The organism is Microcoleus sp. FACHB-831, from assembly GCF_014695585.1.
In the GTDB taxonomy this organism is placed as follows: domain Bacteria; phylum Cyanobacteriota; class Cyanobacteriia; order Cyanobacteriales; family FACHB-T130; genus FACHB-831.
The window spans coordinates 1-21,905 of sequence record NZ_JACJON010000083.1 but is presented as its reverse complement, the minus strand read 5'-3'; the positions used below and the strand labels follow the sequence as shown (position 1 = coordinate 21,905).

The following is a 21,905-nucleotide window of genomic DNA, read 5'->3' as shown; positions in this document are numbered from 1 at the left end:
GCAAAATATTAGCCTTTAACTTTACTTCTTCCAGCGCCAGTTATAGAGATTCCATTCATAGATTCCTTGAATTTCGTACTCGGTTCCATTATCAAAGCGGATGAGACAATTGGTATATGAACCATTATTCTCGTCCGCTTCATATATGCCAATAACCGTACAAGGAAACCACTCGCGGGTACAGGGGCCAGTTTCTTGCACCCACTCCCACAAACTATTGGAAACTTCAATACGCGAACCTACTTTAATCTTTAATGCTTCATCGTTTTCATCTTCGTAATATTCAGCCAAGTGAATTGGTTTGATACGAGAAAGCCACCCGAATCCATAGCGATCGCGAATAAATTGCACCGTTCCTGAGTCTCGATTCAACACCCAGTCGTTGAGCAGTTCAATTGTCCAGGTGCGATTTTCTTTTTCCTGTACCTGGACAAACTCAAGCAGCGATCGCCGTTCGTCGGCGGTCAGTTCGTCTAAAGGGTTAGGCTTCTCGGCTTCTTCGGCGTCAATTGACTTTTTATTCACCTGACTGGGAGCGAATGCAAGAGCGATCGCTTGCAGCAGGATTTCCTTCTGTTTCTGGGTTAGCGAACACAACGCCGCATCGCATTGAGCAAATGCAGCAATCAGGGCAGACTCAACCTCAGCTTGGGTCATAGCTGCTGGATTGTTAAGCGAGTATTAGATTTAAATTATGGCGCTTGTGCTTCCAACCGTGTTGTGTCTAAAGAGGTAGGCTGGTTGTTTCAATCCGTGATACCGATTAGTAAACCGCTCAAGAAGTCAAACCCCTTATAGGAATTTAAGATAAACTCGTATATCTCTTCGTTCGTTTTACTCTATACAAATAAAAATCGATATAACGACTTTACATAGGCTCCGCCTAGCATCCCTAATAACAACTTCTTAAATTCGCGGTAAGCTGATGATTGAGCTTAAAAACAAACTTTGACTAATGGTGGGTTTATGCGACTTCGGAGCCAATTACCAATTTTAGCGGTGTCCTTTTGCCTGTGGATGGCCAGTTGGGTATTGGCTCCCTCCGCATTTGCTTTAACTCAGATTCAACTATCAGAAATTTCCTACCATGACTGCCCGCCTGAGTTTGCACAAGGGGCAGTTACCAGTAGCGGTAGCGCGAGTGCAGCTAGTTGCTTTATTGTCACTGGCGTTGCTGAAAATACCTCTAACAAACCAGTTTATAACGCTGACATTTTTGGTCGCATCTACGATGCCAATGGAGATTCAGTCATGCAAAACCGAACTCGCCTTGGCGCAATTGAGGAAGTGCCTGTGGGCAAAAGTAATTTTGAACTAAGAATTTCTGTTCCTGCAAGTCAGCCAAAGCCTTTGCAGCTAAAACAATTTAAGGCTGCTGGCTTTAGCGGCACAGTCCGGCGATAAGGCTAGATTTTAGATTTTCGATTATCGAAAATCTAAAATCTTTGTATTTTAGAATGCACCGCCAGTCTGCACACCGGTGAACAGCCCAGCTACAAGTTGCAAAACCAAAATCGCTACAACTGGAGAGATATCCATCGTACCCCCCAGTGGCGGAATAAGTCCGCGAAACAGGTCGAGGTAAGGGTCGGTGATTGGACTCAACAACGAAGCCAGCCGATCTAGAGCGCTGACGTTGCGAAACCAAGTCAACAGACAGCGAACGACCAGCAGCATGATATAGATGTTGAGAAATGTGGCTAAAGTTTGTGTCAGTAATGCGGCGGGAGGCATTGGTAGTAAATCTTCCTTGGTAACTTATAACAAATGTGAGGGTTTGAGGTTAGTGTAACGGATTTTTAGCCGAGACGGAGCTAGCGAGTCGGCGGGTGGGCTGCTGAATAATCAAGATTTAGCTGTCTTGGGCAGTTGAGCGATCGCTCTCTGTCCCCACTGCATTGCCATTTACCGCTCCTAGCTGCATCCGCACATCGTCAATGGCCGAATTCAACTGAGCAATTTTATCCTCTAGGCTGCGCCTTGCAACTTCAATACTTTCGGAATCCTTCAACTGGCGCTTTTTCGCCTTAGCCGCCTTTGCTTCTGAAGAACTAGAATTTAGCAGAGATGCATCGGAATTGTCGCCTTCGGAGGCTCGTCCAGAAGCAACAATCGCCCCAACAATTCCACCGATTAAGCCGCCAACTATAGTGCCAGCTAAGAATCCGCTTGTAAAACCATCGCGCTGACTCATCTTTAACTACCGCCGTGTTTAAGAAAGCAACTGTTTTCAGATTAACTTTTGCCTGACCTTAGTGCATACCGCTTTAGGCTGCGCTTGAAGGTTGTAGATATTTAAGTGCCAAAGGCGCGATCGCCTGCATCCCCCAATCCAGGAACAATATACCCGCGATCGTTTACCTCCCCATCGATCGTTGCTGTGTAAATATTCAAAGCCGTATAAGCAGTACCCAGTTTTTGCAAAGCTGGCGGTGCTGCTACTACAGAAATAATCCGCACGTGGGCTTGATCGACTCCCCGCTTGGTTAATTCTTCCATAGCCGCCATAATTGTCCCGCCAGTTGCCAGCATCGGTTCGGGAATTAAAACCCGCGTCTCTGGGTCAAACCGTTCTGGCAATTTGTTTAGATAGCAGCTAGATTGCAGCGTTTCTTCATTCCGCACCAAGCCCAGATGATAAGTTGACGCTAAGGGCAGTAAAGTCTGTGCGCCTTCCAAAAGCGCCAAACCAGCCCGCAGAATTGGTACTACGGCGATGGGTACTTGTGGATTTATAAATGTGGCAGGACAGGCAGCCAGCGGCGTCTCCACCACTGCATCTACAGTGGGCAGCCAGTCCCGGATCGCTTCATAAGTAAGCCATCTTCCCAGTTCTGTCATCGCGCTCTTGAACAGTGCGGGTGGGGTTGCGGCATCGCGAGCCACTGCTAGCCAGTGTTTAATTAGCGGATGGGGAGGAACATAAACGCGCAGTTGCAAAGTCATTATTGGGAAACCAGGAATGATGCCAGCTTAAATACCTGAATTATCATACTTCAGATGATCGAACGGATCTTTGTCTGCGATCGCGCATACTGCGATCGCCTTTCAGCCCTCTCCACTTTTATTTATTGAAAATTACTTTCAACAGTATTGACACTTATTTTCAATAAGGTTATATTTATTTCAAGTGTTCTCCTCTCATTAAGGATCGGCAGGCGGGGCAGGTTAGCAGACTTGTCCCCTGTTTTTTTTTCGGGCGGAGAGGCAACAGGCAATCCCCGCGCTACACTGTACATCCAGAAAATATATTGCAACTGCTGACCCCATGGCTGCTACTTCCCTAACATCCCCCGCCTTTGATGTCATTGTTATCGGTTCTGGAATTGGGGGACTGGTAACGGCAACCCAACTAGCCGCCAAAAAAGCCAAAGTGCTTGTGCTGGAACGCTACCTCATTCCAGGCGGCAGTGCAGGATACTTCGATCGCGACGGGTATCGGTTTGATGTCGGAGCCTCGATGATTTTTGGGTTTGGCACTAGCGGCACCACCAACCTCCTCACTAGAGCGCTCGACGCCGTTAATGTCAAGCTAGAAACCATCCCCGACGCAGTACAAATTGACTATCACCTGCCGCAGGGGTTAGACCTGAAAGTTCACCGCGATTATGAGAAATTTTTGCAAGAACTAGCAGCACATTTTCCTCACGAACGTCAAGGAATTCGTAGGTTTTATGACGAGTGTTGGAAAGTCTTCAACTGCCTAAACGTAATGGATTTGCTTTCGCTGGAAGAACCCCGCTATCTTACCCGAGTATTTTTTCAGCATCCCTTAGCTTGTCTGGGTTTAGTCAAATACCTGCCGCAAAATGTCGGAGATATCGCAAGGCGCTACATAAAAGACCCGCAGCTATTGAAATTTATTGATATGGAGTGCTACTGCTGGTCAGTTGTCCCCGCCGATTTGACACCTATGATTAATGCAGGGATGGTATTCTCAGACCGACACTATGGCGGAATCAACTATCCTAAAGGCGGAGTCGGTCAAATCGCCCAAAAATTGGTCGAGGGGCTGGAAAAAGCAGGCGGCAAGATTCAGTACAAAGCCAAAGTAACACAAATAATCACAGAAAACGGTAAAGCAGTAGGCGTCCAGCTAGCCACAGGTGAAGTTTATCGCGCTAAACGCATCGTCTCCAATGCTACGCGCTGGGACACTTTTGAAAAGTTACTCCCAGAAGAGGAAATGCCTGCTAGCGAAAAGAAATGGCAGCAGCGTTATCAAAAGTCGCCCAGTTTCCTAAGTTTGCACATGGGAGTAGAAGCAAATGTGTTGCCAGCCGGAACCGAGTGTCACCATATCTTGCTGGAAAATTGGGAGAAAATGGAAGCGCCCGAAGGCACAATTTTTGTGTCAATTCCTACCCTCCTCGATCCGAATTTAGCGCCTGCGGGTTATCACATAATTCATGCTTTTACGCCTAGCTGGGTAGAAGCATGGCAGGGGCTTTCTGAAAAGGAATACGAACAGAAGAAGGAAGATGCAGCGTGGCGTATTGTGGATAGATTAGAAAAGGTTTTCCCTGGATTAGATGCCGGGTTAGACTATTTAGAAATCGGGACGCCTCGCACTCATCGCCGCTTTTTGGGGCGTGAGGATGGTACTTATGGGCCGATACCTAGTCGCAAGTTATTAGGGTTATTAGGAATGCCGTTTAATAGGACTGCTGTTCCGGGACTTTATTGCGTTGGGGATAGTACGTTTCCGGGTCAGGGTTTAAATGCGGTTGCGTTTTCGGGTTTTGCTTGTGCCCATCGAGTAGCGGTGGATTTGGGTTTTTAAAGATTTGGAACACCAAAGGCACAGGCAGCATACCTGTGCCTTTTAGATGCGGAGGAAAAATAAAAGCGCGATCGCAACCAAACTTCTACTCTTGAATGGAAAATTATGCCAAAAGAAGATTTCTCTCAAGATTCGGATTTATCTCAACCTGTAAATCGAGATAACTCAAAATTTCTTCTACTAATAATTGGCATTCCGTTAGGTTTGTTGTTTAGTCTACCAGTATTAATTAAAACATTTGTTGCAGAAGCTCGCTATATTCCATCAGGGTCAATGACTCCGACTTTGCAAGTTAACGATCGCTTGATAATAGATAAGTGGAGTTACCGCTTCCAAGATCCAAAGCGGGGAGAAATTGTGATTTTTTCGCCCACCGAAAAGCTTAAGCAGCTAAATTTTAACTCCCCATTCGTCGCTCGTGTCATAGGTGTACCTGGAGACAAGGTAGAAGTAAAAGGGTGACTTGTTTATATAAATAATCAAGCGTTAGAGGAGAAGTATATCCAAGAACCTCCTAAGTATAAATTTGGCCCAGTCAAGGTTTCATCTAACTCTTATTTTGTGCTAGGTGATAACCGCAATAATAGCTATGATAGCCATTATTGGGGTTTTGTACCTAGAGAAAACATTTTTGGTAAAGCAACACAAATATATTGGCCTCCAGAGCGACAGGGCGAAATTAAATAATATAAATTATTGTAGAAAGAATGGATTAAATGCAACGATCGCACCTAGTCGGCAGTTTGTTTATTTGGCCTGCATTTTGGTATAGCAAACGCGATCGCGAAACTTACATAAAAAAAGTGGATGACGTCTCACCCAATTTAACGCGCGATCGCGCTAAGACTCCGAACGCGACCGTTTTGTGAAAACCGATTCGCAACTACTTGTTGATAAACTGCTTCGTAACCCTCAGTCATCCGTTGCACGCTAAAATTATTTACCACATGCTTTCGGCAATCGTAGCGGTTCAATTGTGCAGCTTTATCGATTGCTGCCACACACTCTTCTAGAGTGCGGCACAAAAAGCCTGTCTTGCCGTTAGCAATCACCTCTGATGTAGACCCTATTTCCATTGCGATCGCAGGCGTACCAGTTGCCATAGATTCAATCATTACCAATCCAAAAGGTTCGCCCCAGGTAATAGGGAATAGGGTTGCTACTGCATTGCCCATCAATTCATTTTTTTGAGCGTGATTTACTTCACCGAAATATTCAATTTGTTTGCCATCAATGTGAGGCTTAATTTCCTGTTCAAAATATTTCCGAGCGCCTACATCTATCTTGCCCGCCATCTTCAAATTCCAACCAGAACGCTTAGCAATTTCTATTGCTAAATGCGGCCCTTTTTCAGGAGATATTCTTCCCAAAAACGCTAAATAGGGCGGTTGTTGCGGCTTTTCGCGGAACTCGTAGATGTTTGTATCAATGCTGTTGTAAACTGTCGCAACGCAGTTGAGGTTTAATTTTGGCTCCCGTTGCGCGTTGGAAATATTAACACAAGGCTGACCGCGAGCATGGGTAAATATTTTTTCATTGTCCGACGTAAAGACGCCATGAAGCGTGTGGACAGTAGGCGTTTTTACCAGCTTGGCGAAGGGGAACGCAGCACAACCTATGTGCGAGTGAATAATGTCAAATTCTGAAGCTTTTTCGTACACTTTACTCAGTTGAAGCATTTCGTAGATGCCGTATTCCTTGACTGTGGCATCTAGACGCAAAGCCTGCCGATGAACAGACTGTAGTTTTGCAAGGCTAATCGAATCCCCAGACGCAAATAAAGTTACTTCATGCCCGCGCCTGACGAGTTCATCGCACAGCAGTCCGACAACCAGTTCAATACCCCCATAGGTTGGAGGCGGTACTCTCTCCCATAACGGGGCAACTTGGGCAATCCGCATTGCGTTTTCCTCCTTTCGGAACGTGGGTAGAATATATACCCTGGGTGTATTGTTCGCTACTTTTTTAACTTACACATCACCACTAAGGAGGAAATTTTAAAAATTAGTAACCGTCTGGCAATAGGGAAAACCGAACAACAAGTTTTTGTGGAAATACTACTTAAGCCTCAGTTGCCAATTCTCGCTAAATTAACATTCAGAAATTCAGAGTGTTAATTGAATTTCAGACCAAGTTTAAACGGAGATAGAGAACTATGACCAAGTGCGATCGCAACCCACCGCACTTAGTCATAGTTGTCTGATATAAAGGTTAAGTTAATGGTCGAGTTGAGCTAGTGGCAAGTGAATTGTACGAAGATAATTTTGTTGATTTTACCGCTTAAATAGGTCTTTGCCAACTGCCTCCTGCATCTAGGACGCGGTTTTGTTTTGGATATAGTTTTTGTTTATTTAAGTCAAAATTGATATTAGCCATTTGCTTAAATCCTAAGTTGCAAAAGGAGCATTTAATTGGATAGCGTCTTCATAAAAACCGCTATTGGCTCGAAGAAAACCGCCGAAAATGTTTACAAACGTGCCCGACGAGTTGTGCCTGCTTACAAGCATTTCTTAGAAACGCAGGGTTTTAAAGGGCGAGAACCGTTCGATATGTTGCCCGTGTCTGATAAGGAATCTTATGCCCTAGCTTACCCATTTGAGGAACTGTTGGCGGACGAACGGGAAAAAATTTTTGCTATATCTCGTTCTTCCGGGTCATCGGGTAATTCTTTCTACTGGCCGATTCTAAAGTCAACGAACCGTTTTGTAGTTCTTAAAAGCAGGATATTTCTCGAACGTGCGTTCGCGGTGCATAAGAAAAAAACACTTGCTATAGTCGGTCTTAGTCTAGGAAGTTGGTTAGGGGGAGAGTCTTATTCCTGGGCATTAAAAAGTATGGCAGTTAGTACACCTTATCCTTTTTTGGTTTTTTCTCCTGGCAACCATCACGATGAAATTATCGAGATTATCGGCAAGATGAATCCGTTCGTGGAGCAGATTATTTTATTTCTGGTTCCGTCAGCGATCGCGCATCTCCACCTCAAAGCAAGTCAGCTAAATCAATCTCTACCTTTAGAAAAATTAAGGTACATAGTTGTTGGCGAACCTTTTCCAGAAAGCATCCGCATTTCTCTACAAAATAGTGCTGGAATACCTGAAGATACAACATTTATGCTTTCAATGTACGCCAGCGCAGATACAGGCGGACTTGGAACGGAATCCCCCGCAACAGTCGCCCTACGAAAACTCCTGCATAGAAACAAATATCTGGCTCATTCTCTGGGTATAGAATCCCCCATACCTCTGTTTTTTCATTGCATTGCTAATGACGCATATTTAGAAACTATAAATGGTCAGTTTTGCGTTACCCGCTGGCAAGGAATCCCCTTAGTGCGCTACATTCTCTATGACCAAGTTGCTTTATATAGCTGGAAAAAATTAAAAAAAGCAATTGTCACTTCAAAGCATCTAGATTCGCAGGATGCAGCTTTAGTTAAAATTATTTCAAATGCCAGTCGTTTGCTTCCCGATATTATAGCTGTAACTGGTAGAGCCGACAGCTGTCTAATAGTTAACGGTACAAATATCACGGAATATATGCTGGATGAGACGGTGAAATGCTATGAACTGCAAGGCATTCTTACCGGATTATACCGCGCCAGTATTATTTATGAAGAAGACAGACAATATTTGCAGTTGGATTTAGAAATTAGGCAAGGAGTAGTTACAGATGAAGCGACTATAGAGCAAATTTATAAATTTTTAGTGCAGACTTTAGGGCGAGTTCAGCCGGAATTTTTGGATGATTGGAAAAACATTTACAGCGTTTGGGACAGCGACCCTACAAAGCGCATTCTCAAGCTTAACTTACTACCCTGGCCAAGTCTATCGCAAACAACAGAAACAAATATAAAGCAGCGAGGGATTGTCAAGTAATGGATGAAAGCCAGAATATAGCAGCGATGTTATAAGTGTTTGTAATACTGCACTTTGCCATAATCTAACTTCACTATCCGCTCTGCAACTTCAAAATAGCGGTCATCGTGACTAATAACCAAAATTGTTTTACCCCTATTTTTTAGTTCTGGCAACAATTGAGTGTAAAAAACTTCTTTAAATATAGGATCTTGATCTGATGCCCATTCGTCAAAAATATAGATAGGGCGGTCTTCCAAATAAGCAGTTAATAAAGCGAGGCGTTTGCGCTGACCTTGAGATAGAGCAGTAGTAGAAAATACCCCGCGTTCTACCTTAACTTTGCGCTCTAGCTGTAGTTGTTTTAGGTATTTTTGTGTCTGATTATCGAGATCTGGGGTTCCTAACCCCAACAGTCGATCGAAGAGATAAAAATCGGAAAATACAACTGAAAACTGCTGGCGATACCACTCGCGATTATTATCAGTGATAGAGTCGCTATCGATTTTAATTACTCCAGATTCAGGGATGTATAACCCAGCGATTAGCTTCACTAGAGTAGATTTACCACTACCATTGCCCCCAACAATAAATACAAGTTCTCCACGATTAAAGCTTAGGTCGATTGGGCCTAAAATAAAGGGATTATCTTGCCCTTCTCCCACGTAAGCATGAGTAACTTCCACCAATTGTAAAGAGTCCCACTTAATCTTTGATTCAGTAGTATTTTTAAGATCTGCTTCAGTTGTCTGCGCTGCTAAGGATAAACCAATAGACTCAATCTTTTTCAAAGCAATATCCGCTTTTGTTAAGTCGGGTAGGGCGTTGAGGATATTTTGCAGCGGTGTAATCATAAAGATGATCGTCAACGCATAGCCAGACAAAACGTTAACAGAAATCTTTGTAAATAAGGGAAAAGCAAAAATTAGCAGACCGATGGGGATAAAAAATAATAGCACTCCCCAACTTCCAGCGATCGCGAAAATAGTCATTGCAGCAACTCGGTAATGTCGGGAAGCTGCTGCTGTAACCTTAAGGTCATCCTCTAAAAACGCTTCGCGCCTTTCGCGGTGCAGTTTAAGTTCCTTAGTACCTTGCGTAGCAGTCTGGAAATGAGCAAATAATTTGTCTTGCAGTTCGCGGGCAAGTTGGAAAAAATGGCTGCCCTTATTCATCAGCAAAGCATAACTAAAGAATGCCAATACCAAGAACCCACCCATTAAAAAGAATACGGGTAAAGATAGCCAACTAAAATAGAGCAGACAGCTAGCTAAAATCGCCGTATTAACGCATAGAGTAGAAACTGAAATTGAGGCATTAGAAACAGCTTCAACATCTTCGGTAAGCAGGGCTAAAAGACGGTGCGAACCAATTTCTTCTAAGTGTCGCAAGGGGCAAGCAAGGATGCGGCGTGTCAACACCATCCGCAGGTTGAAGATGACTCCTTGCGAAAGGCGGGCTATTAAAATCTGAGAAGCAGCAGTTGTAATGAGCAGAACCAAGCACAGACCAAAAAAGCTCCAGGCTAATTGGTCTGCGGGTAGTTTTGCGTTCCTTAAAGAGAGGTTAATTAAGGCAATAAGACCAACACTACTTGCTCCGCTTAAAAGACCAGCGATCGCAGCTAAAGTTACTGTTACCCAAGAAGTGCGTAAAAGCAGGCGGTAATGGTTCATGCAAGTAGTATTTTAAAACCTACTCTTTACAGTAACTCAGGCGCAACAAACTCTCCTTTAAAGTAAGCTTGTCCGAACTTAGCGCACTCCAAATATTTCCCTTCAAAAGCAACTTCTTTTCCATCCATCCAAGTTTGTTGCAACTTGATTCCATGCAAGTGTAAGTGAATGGTTTTGTAAGGAAAAGCATACTCCCCTTCTTGTTGCCACATTAGCTCTAAACCGTCATCGAATCGCACCATCCGGAATTTATCCAGTCGCGATTCTCCGTATCCATCCCCCGCATCGCTGTATACGCATGCTTCGCTACTTCCTTGCACGGGTGGGTAGAGGTGGAGAATCAGTTGGTTATCTTCCTCCATCGGCAGAATACTTCCTGCACTTACTAGCAAAGGAATTTGTTCTAGGGGTGCTTCAAGATTAACCTGCTGCGATCCTTCGAGTAGTCGATCGTCCCAGAAATTATACCAATGTCCTTTTGGCAGGGTGACTTGACGCGATCGCGCCCCCTCTTCAAAAATCGGACAAATTAACAGCGCATCACCCAACAAAAAAGCATCGTCTACACCCCACAATTTAGAGTCATCCGGGTTAGACCAGAACAACGGACGCACGGGAGGATAACCCTTCTGAGTTGCTTCCCAAGCCAGCGTGTAGAAGTATGGCAGAAGTTTATAACGCAATTGCAAGAATTGCCGAATGATACTTAAATAAGGTTCGCCATAAGTCCAAGGCGCACGATGAGCAACGTTATTAGAAGAGTGCGTGCGGCAGAACGTGAGAAAGTTTGCCATCTGGAACCAGCGTAAATAAAGTTCAGCGCTGGGATTTCCCTGAAAACCGCCGATATCCGGCCCGCTGTAGGGAATTCCTGACAGTCCTAAACCCACTACCGTTGAAACCGTTAGGCGCATCGCCGCCCAAGTACACTCAATATCGCCCGTCCAAGTCCAAGCATAGCGCTGGAGTCCCGCCCAACCAGCACGGGAGACGATGAAGGGGCGTTGATCCGGTCGATGTCCGCAGAGACTTTCGTAGCCAGCCTTAGCTTGCAGCAACCCATAAACATTATGAGCCTCGCGATGGTCGCCGCCTCGACCTTCCATAAAATGCTGCGTAGGTTTGGGAAGAGAGCGATCGCCCCATAATATAAAAGCAGCAGGTTCGTTCATATCGTGCCAAAACCCGGCCACGCCGACATCTAGCAGATATTCATACTGGCGACTCCACCACTTGCGTACCGTTGGGTTAGTAAAATCTGGGAAAACGCACCACCCCGGCCAAACGGGTGCCACCATCAGCTTACCGTCTGGTTGTCGGCAAAAGGCATCCAAAATCTGACCTTCTAGGAATAAGTTGCTGTGGCGGCTGTACTTAATTCCAGGATTCATAATCGCGATAAACCGCACCCCTTGTTCTAGGAGTTCTTGAGTAAAACTCGCTAGTTTGGGAAAGCGGTCTGGGTCGATAGTAAAGGCGCGGAATCCAACCTGAACGTCAATATCTAGGTGAATTGCACTCAAAGGCAGGTTATGTGCCGCAAATCCCTTAGCTTCTTCTCTAACAGCCTCTTCGGTACGATATCCCCAGTGCGATTGGTGATAGCCCAAAGCCCAACGAGGCGGTAGCGGTGCGCGTCCCGTTAACTCTGTATAGCGCTCTACGAGTTGTGCAGGTGTGCCGGAAGTTACATAGTAACGTAACTCTCCCCCCTCAAAGTCGGCTGTCGCCACATCGTCAAAGGTAAAACTGGCTTCAAAGGAGTTTTCATAGAAAATCAGGTAACTTCCTTGCTGGTGCATTCCCACATAGACGGGTATGCAGATATACATCGGGTCTGAGCCAACGCCATACATGCCAGCAGCGTCATAGTTCCACATCTGGAAGGTTTTAGGTTGCTCGGTAAGTTCTCCTTTCTCGGTAGTCTCCCTTGCAGCACGCAAGTTTAGGGCAAATGCGCGTTCTCCCAAACCGTAGATGTGTTCTTCTTTACGCAGTTGCGCTTGATGAATCCAGCCTCCGCCTTTGCGCTTGGGGGGTAGTTCTTCGCGAAAAATTTGCCCGGACGAGTGGCAAAATTTCAGGCTGCCATCTATGCTGACGATAACTTTAAGGGTATCGCTAGATACAGCGGTACTATCGTCGGCTTCCTCTAATTTTGTCTCTACTTCCTGCCAATCGTGGCGGGCTATACCGTAGGGAACGGGAGGAATTCCGGGTTTCCAGTCAACGCGGACTAAATCGGGAGTCAGAAAACTAATCTCCAGTTCTGCTTGCTCAAAGTAAAAATTAGCACCTCTGGCGTTTGGTTCAGCGCGGAGTAGTTTTCCGGGGTTGTCAAAAGCTTCCCTAGTTTGCGGCGGGGGGAATTCGCGTTCCAGGCGATCGCGCTTGCGCGAGTAAAAATATGCATTTGGGGAGTAGCTCAAGTAGAACAGAGTACCTGTAAAATACTTCCATTTGAGCGATATTTGCTTTAAAAAATCCATAATGTTGCTTTAGTTAGAGCCACTCGATTTTAGATTTTTGATTTTTGATTTTTGATTGATGCGGGGCTAAATCTGGGGTAGGAAGGATTAGAAATGACAGATTTTAGATGCAATTTGGCACATGAATCCAGGGGGTTGGGTTAACCTTAGAGCAAAATTTTTGGCTTAGCTAACAATTCGTTTAATGACTAAACTATTAAAAAATAAGCAGATTTTTCATAATTACATCATCAATCCTGGGGAGTATTGTTTTGAGCAAATTGCAGATTGAGGTTAATTTCGAGCGGGTAGCTATGTGAAAACCAATAATTATAGCAGTTTGGTTTAAAATTGCCTGGGTTGAAATTTTACACCTTAATCGCCTTATCGTAGGGAAATTCCCAACCATAAAATTAAGGCGATCGCATTAGAATTCTAAAAAGCTGCTTGGCAACATTGCATCTGTTATTTCAGTTACCAGCAATTGCCACTCTGTAACAAGACTTGTGGGAATCTTTAATGTCATATTTTGCTGGCTTTTTAGCGGTATTGATAGCGTGAGAGAACCGCTGGTTCCTAATAAGTTTAAGGCATCTGTAAAATTGTACTCGCCTACATTGGCGGCTGGCGATCGCGGCGCAAAGATATCTGCTGCGGTTAGAATTTTACCTGTTGCGGTTGTAATTTCTAAATGTTGGGGGTGAGCAACTTCCGCAACGCCAGGAAAGCCAACTAGCCTGAGATGAAAAAGCGTTGGCTTTCCTGGTGTTATTTGTTTGAATAATACGACTTGCCAAGCTTGTCCTGATTCATCTAGTAAAGATTGTTGGGAGTGATAGCGCATTACTCCGGGTGCGTCTTGATGCTGACGAAGGATGGCGAGGGCTGGCTGTTGCGTTAAGATAAATTGACCCAAGAATAACAATAGCAGTAATCCACCCAAAACCAGTAGTCGCGAGAATATTTTCTGATTATGAAAAAGCATGGTAGTTTGCCTCGATGTAGTAGCTAATCGCTATTATTAATGTTGCGATCGCGCCAAAAATTAGCCTAAATAATTAGTGAATGGGAGATCCCCGACTTCTCTAAGAAGTCGGGGATCTGAACACTATAACAGCACAAAGCAAAAAAACAAACCCCTAGCCCCTTTCTAGGAGAAGGTTTTGGGATGAGTTTAAAATATTTAAAATTTGATAATAATTAGGGCAATTTAATTATGGTTGGAATTGTAATAGTATCGCACAGTCAAAAGTTAGCACAAGGAGTACAAGAGCTAGCACAACAGATGGTTGGGGGCGCGGGGAAGTGCGCGATCGCGGCTGGAATTGACGATCCAGAAAATCCATTTGGCACGGATGTAATGCAAGTTTATCAAGCCATTGACTCAGTTTATAGCGACGATGGCGTAGTGGTTTTTATGGATTTAGGTAGCGCCGTAATGAGTGCAGAAATGGCGTTGGAATTTCTCGCAGAAGAACAGCGCAAAAACGTGATATTGTGCGAAGCGCCACTTGTAGAAGGAGCGATCGCGGCAATAGTTCAAGCAGCTACGGGTGCTAACCTTGAGCAAGTTTTGGCTGAAGCAAGAGGAGCATTAGCAGCTAAAACATTGAGCCTTGTAGAAATGGCAATTGCTCAGGTATCTCCTCATGATGCACTTTCAATTCCCTCAAGCGGCAACCAAGAATTGCCGCGAGAAATACATCTCACAGTTCAAAATCAAATGGGTTTGCACGCTCGTCCCGCTGCAAAATTTGTTACTATCGCATCCCGATTTCAGTCTAAAGTTACTCTGAAAAACTTAACTAATAACAGCGATGCAGTTAACGCCAAGAGCATTAATCAGGTAGTTACATTAGGAGTTCGCAACGGAAATAAGATAGCGATCGCCGCCTCTGGACTTGATGCAGATGAAGTTTTGGCAGCATTGCAAGAGCTTGTAGAAGCAAACTTCGGTGAAGAAGTAGGGGAACGGGAAACAATCTTAGGCCAAAATTCGATTGCGCCTGAACCCGTTAAAAATAAGGGAGAGAAAATTCAAAATTGTTTGTTTGGTATTCCTGCATCTCCAGGCGTGGCTATTGGCAAAGTAACACTATATCAACCAGCATTTCTCACCGTAGAACAGCAGAAAACAGAAAATCCCCAAGCAGAATGGCAGCAGTTACAAACAGCAATTTCTACGGCTCGTCATCAGATTCAAATTCTCCGCAATCAAATATCTGCTACAGCAGGAGAAGAGGAAGCGGCTATTTTCGATGCTCACTTACTTTGTTTAGAAGATCCAGTTTTAATACAGCGGACGCGCCAGCTAATTTTTGAGGATACTTTTATTGCAGCAGCAGCTTGGAAAACTGTAATAGATGAGACAGTTGCTTCCTACGAAGCTATGTCAGATTTATACTTAAAAGCACGCGCTGGGGATGTTTCTGATGTGGGACAGCGAGTGTTGCGATCGCTTGTGGGTACTGTACCAACTACTTTAGATTTACAAGAACCAGCGATTGTGCTAGCTACTGACTTAACTCCTTCAGAAACTGCACAGTTAGATGTAACTAAGGTTTTAGGAATTTGTACAGTTTTAGGCGGTGCAAATTCTCATAGTGGAATTTTAGCGCGATCGCTTAATATTCCCGCTGTACTCGGCGTTGGTGCGGAGTTGCTGAGTTTAGAAAATGGCGCTCTCATTGCTATGGATGGAGAAACTGGTCAAATATGGTTACAACCAGATGAGCAACAGTTAAACGAATTGCAAATAAAAAGAGATGAGGGGTTAGCTACAGTTCAAGCATTAAAAACAGTAGCACAACAACCAGCAATTACTCGCGATGGAAATCAAATCAAAGTAATGGCAAACATTTTAACGGTTGGGGATGCAAAAAATTCCCTGGAAAACGGTGCTGAGGGAGTGGGATTGCTGCGTAGTGAATTTTTATATATGGAGCGGTTAATAGCTCCAAGTGAAGAAGAACAGCTAGAAGTTTATCAAGCGATCGCGTCTACTTTATCTCCCCATCCGCTAATTATTCGCGCTTTGGATATTGGTGGAGACAAGCCAATTTATTATCTAAACTTGCCACAAGAAGCTAATCCATTTTTGGGATGGCGGGGAATTCGGAGTTTGTTAGATTTTCCCGATATATTAAAAACTCAGCTAAGGGCAATTTTACGAGCAAGCTACCAACACCCAATTAAATTAATGTTTCCGATGGTGTCTTCAGCGAGAGAGATAAGAGCTGCAAAGGAGATTTTAGCAACAGCAAAAACAGAATTGCGAACTGAGGGAATCCAGTTTAACGAATCTCTGGAAGTGGGAATTATGATAGAAGTTCCTGCCGCTGTTGTTATGGCTGATAAATTAGCAACAGAGGTAGATTTTTTTAGTATAGGAACTAACGACTTAAGCCAGTATGTAATGGCAAGCGATCGCACTAATCCCAAAGTAGCTAATCTTGCCGATGCTTTTGAACCAGCAGTATTGCGGATGATTCAACAAACTGCGATCGCGGCTCATAAAGCTAACATCTGGGTAGGAGTCTGCGGCGAGTTAGCTTCATCGCCTTTAGCGACACCAATTTTAGTTGGTTTGGGGGTAGATGAATTGAGTATGAACTCCTCAGCAATACCTGCTGTGAAGGCAGTTATTTCAGAATTAACAATGGAAGAAGCACAAGCGATCGCCTATGCTGTTTTAGAGCTAGATTCTGCCGAAGCAGTTAAAAATTATCTTGCTGCTCGGTAAAGTTATTTTAAAAATAACATTGCAATGGAGCTAAAGACCCTCATCCCCCAACCCCTTCTCCCGCAGGAGAAGGGGAGGAAAATTGTTCTTTGAGCAGGAGAAGGGGAGCCACTCCGGTTCCCTCTCCCACAGGAGAGGGTTAGGGTGAGGGCAAACACTCCGCGATCGCACTCAAAACCCCCTCCAACTGGTTCAACACCCGATCGTTGGTAAATCGCAGCACCGTCAAACCATGCTCCCGCATCCACGCATCCCGCGCTGCATCCTGTAGCTGACGCAACTTGTGAATTTCTCCATCCACCTCGACCACCAATCGGCTGGAATGGCAATAAAAATCAGCAATATAGCGCCCGATATTATGCTGTCGGCGAAATTTTGCATTGAACAAACGGCGATCGCGCAAACACTCCCACAACACTTCTTCGGCTGAGGTTTGCCTTTGCCTTAGTTCGCGGGCATATTGCAACAGTTGTGGTGAAATTTGCCGACGACAGCCTGCAATCCTAGAAAGCTGATTATCCATCTATTCAATTGCTCAATAGCTCTTATTCAGAAAATACCCAAGTTTTCTGTAGGCGCTAACACCCTCATGCCTCAACCCTTCTCCCGCAGGAGAAGGGGAGCCACTCCGGTTCCCTCTCCTGTGGGAGAGGTTAGGGTGAGGGCAAGCTTCTCCAGATAAAGAGCCGTAATATTTGTTAGTATGAAACTCTGCCAGTACATTCCGGTCTGTTGCTGGCGATTGGAACTTGCTCATTCAAGCCATCCAACTGAACTACAAATTTCCTGCTCTTAGACTGGCCCCAGGCACTTGATTTGGGATAGGGGCATTACTAGGAGCGATCGCATTTATGACATTTCGTAACCTCGGTCTTTCGACCGACCTGCTTCGTGCTGTTGCTGACTCTGGCTACACCGAAGCAACACCCATTCAGCAGCAAGCAATTCCCGCCATCCTGCAAGGACAAGACGTTTTCGCCAGCGCCCAAACTGGAACGGGCAAGACGGCTGGCTTTACCCTACCGCTACTGCAACTCCTGGGCACTAATAACCCCAACCACGTGCATCGCACGCCTCGCGCACTCATTCTCACACCCACTCGCGAACTGGCAGCCCAGGTCAACGATAGCGTCAAAACCTATGGCAAATACCTGTCGCTGAGATCGACAGTGGTTTATGGTGGCGTCGGAATGGTACCGCAAGTTCATATGCTGCGTCGGGGAGTTGATATTGTAGTCGCTACGCCCGGTCGGTTGCTCGACCACGTTGGGCAAAAGACAATAGATCTCTCCCAGATAGAGATATTGGTGCTGGATGAATGCGATCGCATGTTAGACATGGGCTTCATCCACGACATCCGCAAAATTTTGGCGAAACTGCCCGAGTCTCGGCAAACGCTGATGTTTTCTGCTACTTTCTCTAAACCGATTCAGCAGCTTGCCAGCACCCTGCTAAAGTCTCCGACTCAGATCGAAGTGGCTGCCCGCAATACAGCAGCAGAGCAGGTAGAACAGTTGGTATATCTTGTGGATCGCGATCGCAAGCGCGAATTGCTTTCTTACACCATCGGCTTCCACAATTGGCAACAGGTGCTAGTCTTCACCCGCACCAAACATGGCGCAAACCGTCTAGCCGAGCAGCTTTCTAAAGATGGGCTGAAAACAACTGCAATTCATGGCAACAAAAGTCAGGCAGCCCGTACCCGCGCCCTGCAAGACTTTAAGCAAGGGAAAGTGCGGGTATTAGTCGCCACCGACGTAGCATCGCGGGGTCTAGATATCGATCAACTACCACATGTAGTCAACTTTGAACTACCAGATGTACCAGAAGACTACGTGCATCGCATTGGTCGCACGGGTCGCGCTGGCAATGAAGGACGAGCCGTTTCGCTAGTCTGTGGGGATGAATATCTACTCCTAAAGAACATCGAACGATTGCTCAATCAAACCCTTGCCAGAAACGTGATTCCGGGATACGAGCCAACTTCGCCAGCCCAGAGAGGGGTAGACCAACCGAAGCCTCAACGCTCAAATCAACGTCGCAGTAACGGGGGGAAGTCGAAGACAGAATCGGCACCCGCCCGCAGCAAAAAGTCCGCATCCCCAGGGACTCGCGGGCGAAAACGCCTCCACAGTGTTTAAGGAGTCGTCTAAAAACAACTTCTAATTTTTCAGTAGGGTGGGCAATGCCCACCCTACTTTTTTTATTAGCTGCGATCGCGCTTCTTAATCTCCCAAACTCTTGGTTAGCTGGTGGTGCGGTAGTTAATCATTAATGATGCTCATGGGTAGAATGGCGAGTTACGGTTGAAGAAGCTACCCCAGTAATCGACAGAGGAACACCAATGACTGTTACCATTCCCATTCGTGCCATTGAACTCACTCCCGGTAGCACGATTAGCATTCATAACTTGTCTTGGCAGGACTTTGAACAGATTCTTACGGAACTGGGAGAACAGCGCAGCACCCGCATTGCATACTACCAAGGAACGCTGGAAATCATGTCTCCTTTGGCACTGCACGAACGCCCTCATCGCATCATTGCCGATATTGTCAAAGCTATCTTAGATGCTCAAGGGCGGGACTGGGAAGATTTTGGCTCAACTACTCTGAAGCAACCAGAAATTGCCGGAGTGGAACCCGATACCTGCTTTTACATCCAGAATGCCAGTCGTGTCCGGGGTTGCACCAATATGGATTTAGCAGTTTACCCACCCCCGGATCTTGCCATTGAGTCTGATGTAACTTCAAAGACCACCTTGAACGCCTACGAAGCCCTGCGCGTTCCGGAAGTGTGGATCTATCGGAGTCGCCAACTTAAGATTTACATTCTCCAAAACGGTGACTACGCGGAATCATCTGTCAGTTCTATCTTTCCCGATCTTCCCATCACCAAAATGATTCCCCAACTGGTACAAAAAGCCATTGATGAGGGAACCAGTCGGATGCTGCGCGAACTGAAAATACAACTGGGTTAATATCAGGAAAGATTTACCCCGATCGCGCTTTTCAATCTCCCCAACTGTGGGTCAGCAGGTGGTGGGGTACAAAATACGGTAGGAGCGATCGCTGTTTGGCAATGGCTCTGAGCTACTCATTAATGACTTTGATATAGCCATTTTTGAACGGATGATTGGTATTGGAAATCCACGAGAGGAGGAATTCCCCTCTCGTGTGTCTCCTTTAATGTACTTAAACTAGGTCAATCTACGTGGTGCCAAACTGAGTTAAATTGCTATAACCCTAACGCCGATTTACAAGTACGCGGTAGAACAACCCTTCTGGGTTTTTTACCACTTCTTGTTTGCGCTTATCCTCAACAACTTTGAGAGCATAGCGAACGTCTTCTACACGAGATTGACGGATCAGGTTCTCTAGATTGCTGTTTAGCGTGAGTCCTGATGCCTTGACTTGGGCGCAATTGAACTCATGAATAAGTGCCAGTAAAGCATCCCAGGGCTTGTTTTCTGGCAATTCTGAGCTATCATGGTTAATATATAAACCTGCCATGCGAAACATTCCTCCTTTTTGGAAGTCGTGGGTGGATTTGAATTAAAGGACGGATGGCCGCTCAAGCATACCCGTCCCCCAATATATTTGTGCTGTGAAGGCTATCGATGTCCAGTCGATAGCCTTTACTTTTATCAGTATGACCCATGTTAGTCTGTTTTGACAATCCTTATGCAGCCCTACTTTTGGATGTTAATCCCAAAATTTAGTCGGGTTAAGTTGTTGGCCTTTTGTGTTTTGCCGCAAGTTATACCCTTTGAAATCAATGCCCCTCAAGTAAATACCTAGAATATATACCAGGGCTACGGCATTAAAATCACTGGTGGTACGCATTTAATGCATGAGCATATGTATAATAGTTAAAGCTAGTGGCATGAAATACATAACACCCTCGGAATAAGCCTAGCCGTCAGAGTAACGTCAGTCTTCAGTAGTAAAAACATACCTAAAACAACCGTATGTCAACCGAGAAAGCCTCTTTAGTAACGGAAGAAGAAGCTCCAGACGCAAACAGCCCACCTAGTTCTAACTCAGTAATGTTTGTTCACAACAAACTTGATGAGTATGGGTTAGACCCCTACGAGTTTCGGGTTTATGCGCATGCTGTTCGTAGGACAGGGGGAAAGCCTAATGGTAAGTATTTTGCTAGTCTTAGCAAGACAGCTGATATCTGCCAGATGAGTGTTCGTCGCGTCCAGTATTCATTAAAGTTCCTATGTGAGGCTGGTTTCCTTACCCAAGAGAAACGTGCAGGACGCACAGATGAGTACAGAGTAACTCTTGTAACTAAGTGGGCAAAGCCGGAAGACTTAGAGGTTATCCGAGAAGCAGTTACAGGTATTAAGAGGAAGAAGACTAAGGGTAAGGGTCAATCAGCTAAATTAAGTCAAGATAACTACACTCCTGAGCAAAGGCAAACTCTAGCTCAGGCTGCTGCCAAGATCCAGGATCTACTGAAGCAACTAGAACAGACCAACCCTACTGCTAGTCAGGCACAGCAAAAAGCTTTTGTCACTGCTGCATTTCCTCTAACCGATAGGAAGCGGTTCGTGAGCGCTTTTCAAGCAGGTGGGAAGGAAGCGCTAAAAGAGTTTGTGGACGACTCGTACATCAACATTACAGATGTAATGTTGAAGGAATGGCAGAAAGCCGATACCAAGTTGCAGTCTAAAGCGTAATAAGGACGTGGAACATCAAGGCATGGTAGGGGATGACGCAACGAGAATTGCCCTAAAAACTGAACTCTTCCAACGAGTAAAAGCATTAGGGCTAAAGCAAGCGCTATTTCGATTTGATGGAGAGCCAATCGATGCAATTAGTCTGCGATTGATACCCTGAACCGTCAATTGAGAAGTGGCATCAGTAACCAGCAGATAGCAAAATTAGTAGTTGTGCCAACTACAGAGACGGTTGCCATGAAACCACGCCAGTTCTAAGTTCCCGATACCTGGCGCTGGTATTTGCTCCCCCCTTATTAAGGGGGGCTGGGGGGGTAAGAGCGGGAATTCATCACCTCATCTTAATTCCCGAACCTTCAGTGAAATTATCTCTAAAACACCCTCCAAATTCTTATACACCTCATCATTTGTAAATCTTAAAAACCTAATCCCAACTGACTCAATAAAAGCCTGCCTTTCTCGGTCATATTCTTGGGCGCCCTCCTGAAAATGGCTATCTCCATCAATTTCTATAGCGAGTTTAACTTCAGTGCAATAAAAATCGACAACGAATTTGCCGACGCTGTATTGGCTGCGAAACTTATACCATTTCACTAAATTCCTGATACAGATAAAGCTTCCAGAATAAAATCCCATCCCGTCACCGAAGCAATTACTGTTTGGCTAAGTTGGGCAAGAATTTCTTCCACAGCAAC

The 21,905-nt window shown here is 45.2% G+C and carries 19 protein-coding genes and 1 pseudogene; 8 read left to right on the top strand and 12 right to left on the bottom strand.

Annotation, left to right across the window (positions count from 1 at the left end; all coding sequences use genetic code 11):
- Positions 1-21: 21 nt before the first annotated feature.
- Positions 22-657: a hypothetical protein gene (locus tag H6F77_RS26530; protein ID WP_190491926.1), complete on the bottom strand. Its 636-nt coding sequence runs from the start codon at positions 655-657 to the stop codon at positions 22-24.
- A 309-nt stretch (positions 658-966) separates the two neighbouring features.
- Between H6F77_RS26530 and H6F77_RS26525 the strand changes: the two genes are divergently transcribed.
- Positions 967-1,404, top strand: coding sequence for an FxLYD domain-containing protein (locus H6F77_RS26525; RefSeq protein ID WP_190491925.1), 438 nt, complete (start codon positions 967-969; stop codon positions 1,402-1,404).
- A gap of 48 nt (positions 1,405-1,452) precedes the next feature.
- On the opposite strand, the gene H6F77_RS26520 is transcribed toward H6F77_RS26525, so the two are convergent.
- The 3 genes from H6F77_RS26520 to upp all read right to left on the bottom strand — a co-directional run bounded on the left by H6F77_RS26520 (position 1,453) and on the right by upp (position 2,946).
- Positions 1,453-1,734 carry a YggT family protein gene (locus tag H6F77_RS26520; protein ID WP_190491924.1) on the bottom strand — a complete coding sequence of 94 codons (282 nt, stop codon included), beginning with the start codon at positions 1,732-1,734 and terminating at the stop codon, positions 1,453-1,455.
- 118 nt (positions 1,735-1,852) lie between these two features.
- Complete coding sequence (locus H6F77_RS26515) at positions 1,853-2,194, bottom strand: ssl2009 family thylakoid membrane protein (protein WP_190491923.1); 342 nt, start codon at positions 2,192-2,194, stop codon at positions 1,853-1,855.
- Between the two features lie 101 nt (positions 2,195-2,295).
- On the bottom strand, positions 2,296-2,946 hold the full coding sequence (upp, locus tag H6F77_RS26510; RefSeq protein WP_190491922.1) for a uracil phosphoribosyltransferase: 651 nt from the start codon (positions 2,944-2,946) through the stop codon (positions 2,296-2,298).
- 322 nt (positions 2,947-3,268) lie between these two features.
- On the opposite strand from upp, the gene crtH reads away from it, so the two are divergent.
- The gene (crtH, locus tag H6F77_RS26505) at positions 3,269-4,783 is read left to right on the top strand and encodes a carotenoid isomerase (RefSeq protein ID WP_190491921.1); all 1,515 of its coding nucleotides are present in this window, start codon (positions 3,269-3,271) and stop codon (positions 4,781-4,783) included.
- Positions 4,784-4,888: 105 nt separating this feature from the next.
- A pseudogene (gene lepB / locus H6F77_RS26500) lies at positions 4,889-5,470 on the top strand (signal peptidase I).
- A 137-nt stretch (positions 5,471-5,607) separates the two neighbouring features.
- Here the strand turns inward: lepB and H6F77_RS26495 are convergent.
- Positions 5,608-6,684, bottom strand: coding sequence for a glycosyltransferase family 4 protein (locus H6F77_RS26495; RefSeq protein ID WP_190491920.1), 1,077 nt, complete (start codon positions 6,682-6,684; stop codon positions 5,608-5,610).
- A 510-nt stretch (positions 6,685-7,194) separates the two neighbouring features.
- On the opposite strand from H6F77_RS26495, the gene H6F77_RS26490 reads away from it, so the two are divergent.
- A complete protein-coding gene (locus H6F77_RS26490; RefSeq protein WP_190491919.1) occupies positions 7,195-8,658 on the top strand; it encodes a phenylacetate--CoA ligase family protein in 1,464 nt (487 codons plus the stop codon).
- Positions 8,659-8,687: 29 nt separating this feature from the next.
- On the opposite strand, the gene H6F77_RS26485 is transcribed toward H6F77_RS26490, so the two are convergent.
- The 3 genes from H6F77_RS26485 to H6F77_RS26475 form a co-directional block, all read right to left on the bottom strand.
- The gene (locus H6F77_RS26485) at positions 8,688-10,313 is read right to left on the bottom strand and encodes a cyclic peptide export ABC transporter (protein ID WP_190491918.1); all 1,626 of its coding nucleotides are present in this window, start codon (positions 10,311-10,313) and stop codon (positions 8,688-8,690) included.
- A 26-nt stretch (positions 10,314-10,339) separates the two neighbouring features.
- A complete protein-coding gene (locus H6F77_RS26480; RefSeq protein ID WP_190491917.1) occupies positions 10,340-12,802 on the bottom strand; it encodes a glycoside hydrolase family 31 protein in 2,463 nt (820 codons plus the stop codon).
- A gap of 406 nt (positions 12,803-13,208) precedes the next feature.
- On the bottom strand, positions 13,209-13,766 hold the full coding sequence (locus H6F77_RS26475; protein ID WP_190491916.1) for a DUF3122 domain-containing protein: 558 nt from the start codon (positions 13,764-13,766) through the stop codon (positions 13,209-13,211).
- 231 nt (positions 13,767-13,997) lie between these two features.
- Here H6F77_RS26475 and ptsP point away from each other — a divergent pair, with 231 nt between their 5' ends.
- Positions 13,998-16,523, top strand: coding sequence for a phosphoenolpyruvate--protein phosphotransferase (gene ptsP, locus H6F77_RS26470; RefSeq protein WP_190491915.1), 2,526 nt, complete (start codon positions 13,998-14,000; stop codon positions 16,521-16,523).
- 139 nt (positions 16,524-16,662) lie between these two features.
- On the opposite strand, the gene H6F77_RS26465 is transcribed toward ptsP, so the two are convergent.
- Both H6F77_RS26465 and H6F77_RS26460 read right to left on the bottom strand, forming a co-directional pair.
- Entirely contained in the window at positions 16,663-17,046 is a 384-nt protein-coding gene (locus H6F77_RS26465; protein ID WP_190491914.1) for an endonuclease domain-containing protein, read from the bottom strand.
- 12 nt (positions 17,047-17,058) lie between these two features.
- Positions 17,059-17,280: a hypothetical protein gene (locus H6F77_RS26460; RefSeq protein ID WP_190491913.1), complete on the bottom strand. Its 222-nt coding sequence runs from the start codon at positions 17,278-17,280 to the stop codon at positions 17,059-17,061.
- Between the two features lie 94 nt (positions 17,281-17,374).
- On the opposite strand from H6F77_RS26460, the gene H6F77_RS26455 reads away from it, so the two are divergent.
- The gene (locus H6F77_RS26455; protein ID WP_190491912.1) at positions 17,375-18,664 is read left to right on the top strand and encodes a DEAD/DEAH box helicase; all 1,290 of its coding nucleotides are present in this window, start codon (positions 17,375-17,377) and stop codon (positions 18,662-18,664) included.
- A 203-nt stretch (positions 18,665-18,867) separates the two neighbouring features.
- Entirely contained in the window at positions 18,868-19,500 is a 633-nt protein-coding gene (locus tag H6F77_RS26450; protein WP_190491911.1) for a Uma2 family endonuclease, read from the top strand.
- 265 nt (positions 19,501-19,765) lie between these two features.
- On the opposite strand, the gene H6F77_RS26445 is transcribed toward H6F77_RS26450, so the two are convergent.
- A complete protein-coding gene (locus tag H6F77_RS26445; protein WP_206753498.1) occupies positions 19,766-20,032 on the bottom strand; it encodes a hypothetical protein in 267 nt (88 codons plus the stop codon).
- 458 nt (positions 20,033-20,490) lie between these two features.
- Here H6F77_RS26445 and H6F77_RS27525 point away from each other — a divergent pair, with 458 nt between their 5' ends.
- Positions 20,491-21,210 (top strand): helix-turn-helix domain-containing protein, encoded by a 720-nt coding sequence (locus tag H6F77_RS27525; protein WP_199321567.1) that lies wholly within the window; start codon positions 20,491-20,493, stop codon positions 21,208-21,210.
- A gap of 336 nt (positions 21,211-21,546) precedes the next feature.
- On the opposite strand, the gene H6F77_RS26435 is transcribed toward H6F77_RS27525, so the two are convergent.
- A complete protein-coding gene (locus tag H6F77_RS26435; protein WP_190491909.1) occupies positions 21,547-21,846 on the bottom strand; it encodes an endonuclease domain-containing protein in 300 nt (99 codons plus the stop codon).
- Positions 21,847-21,905: the final 59 nt, after the last annotated feature.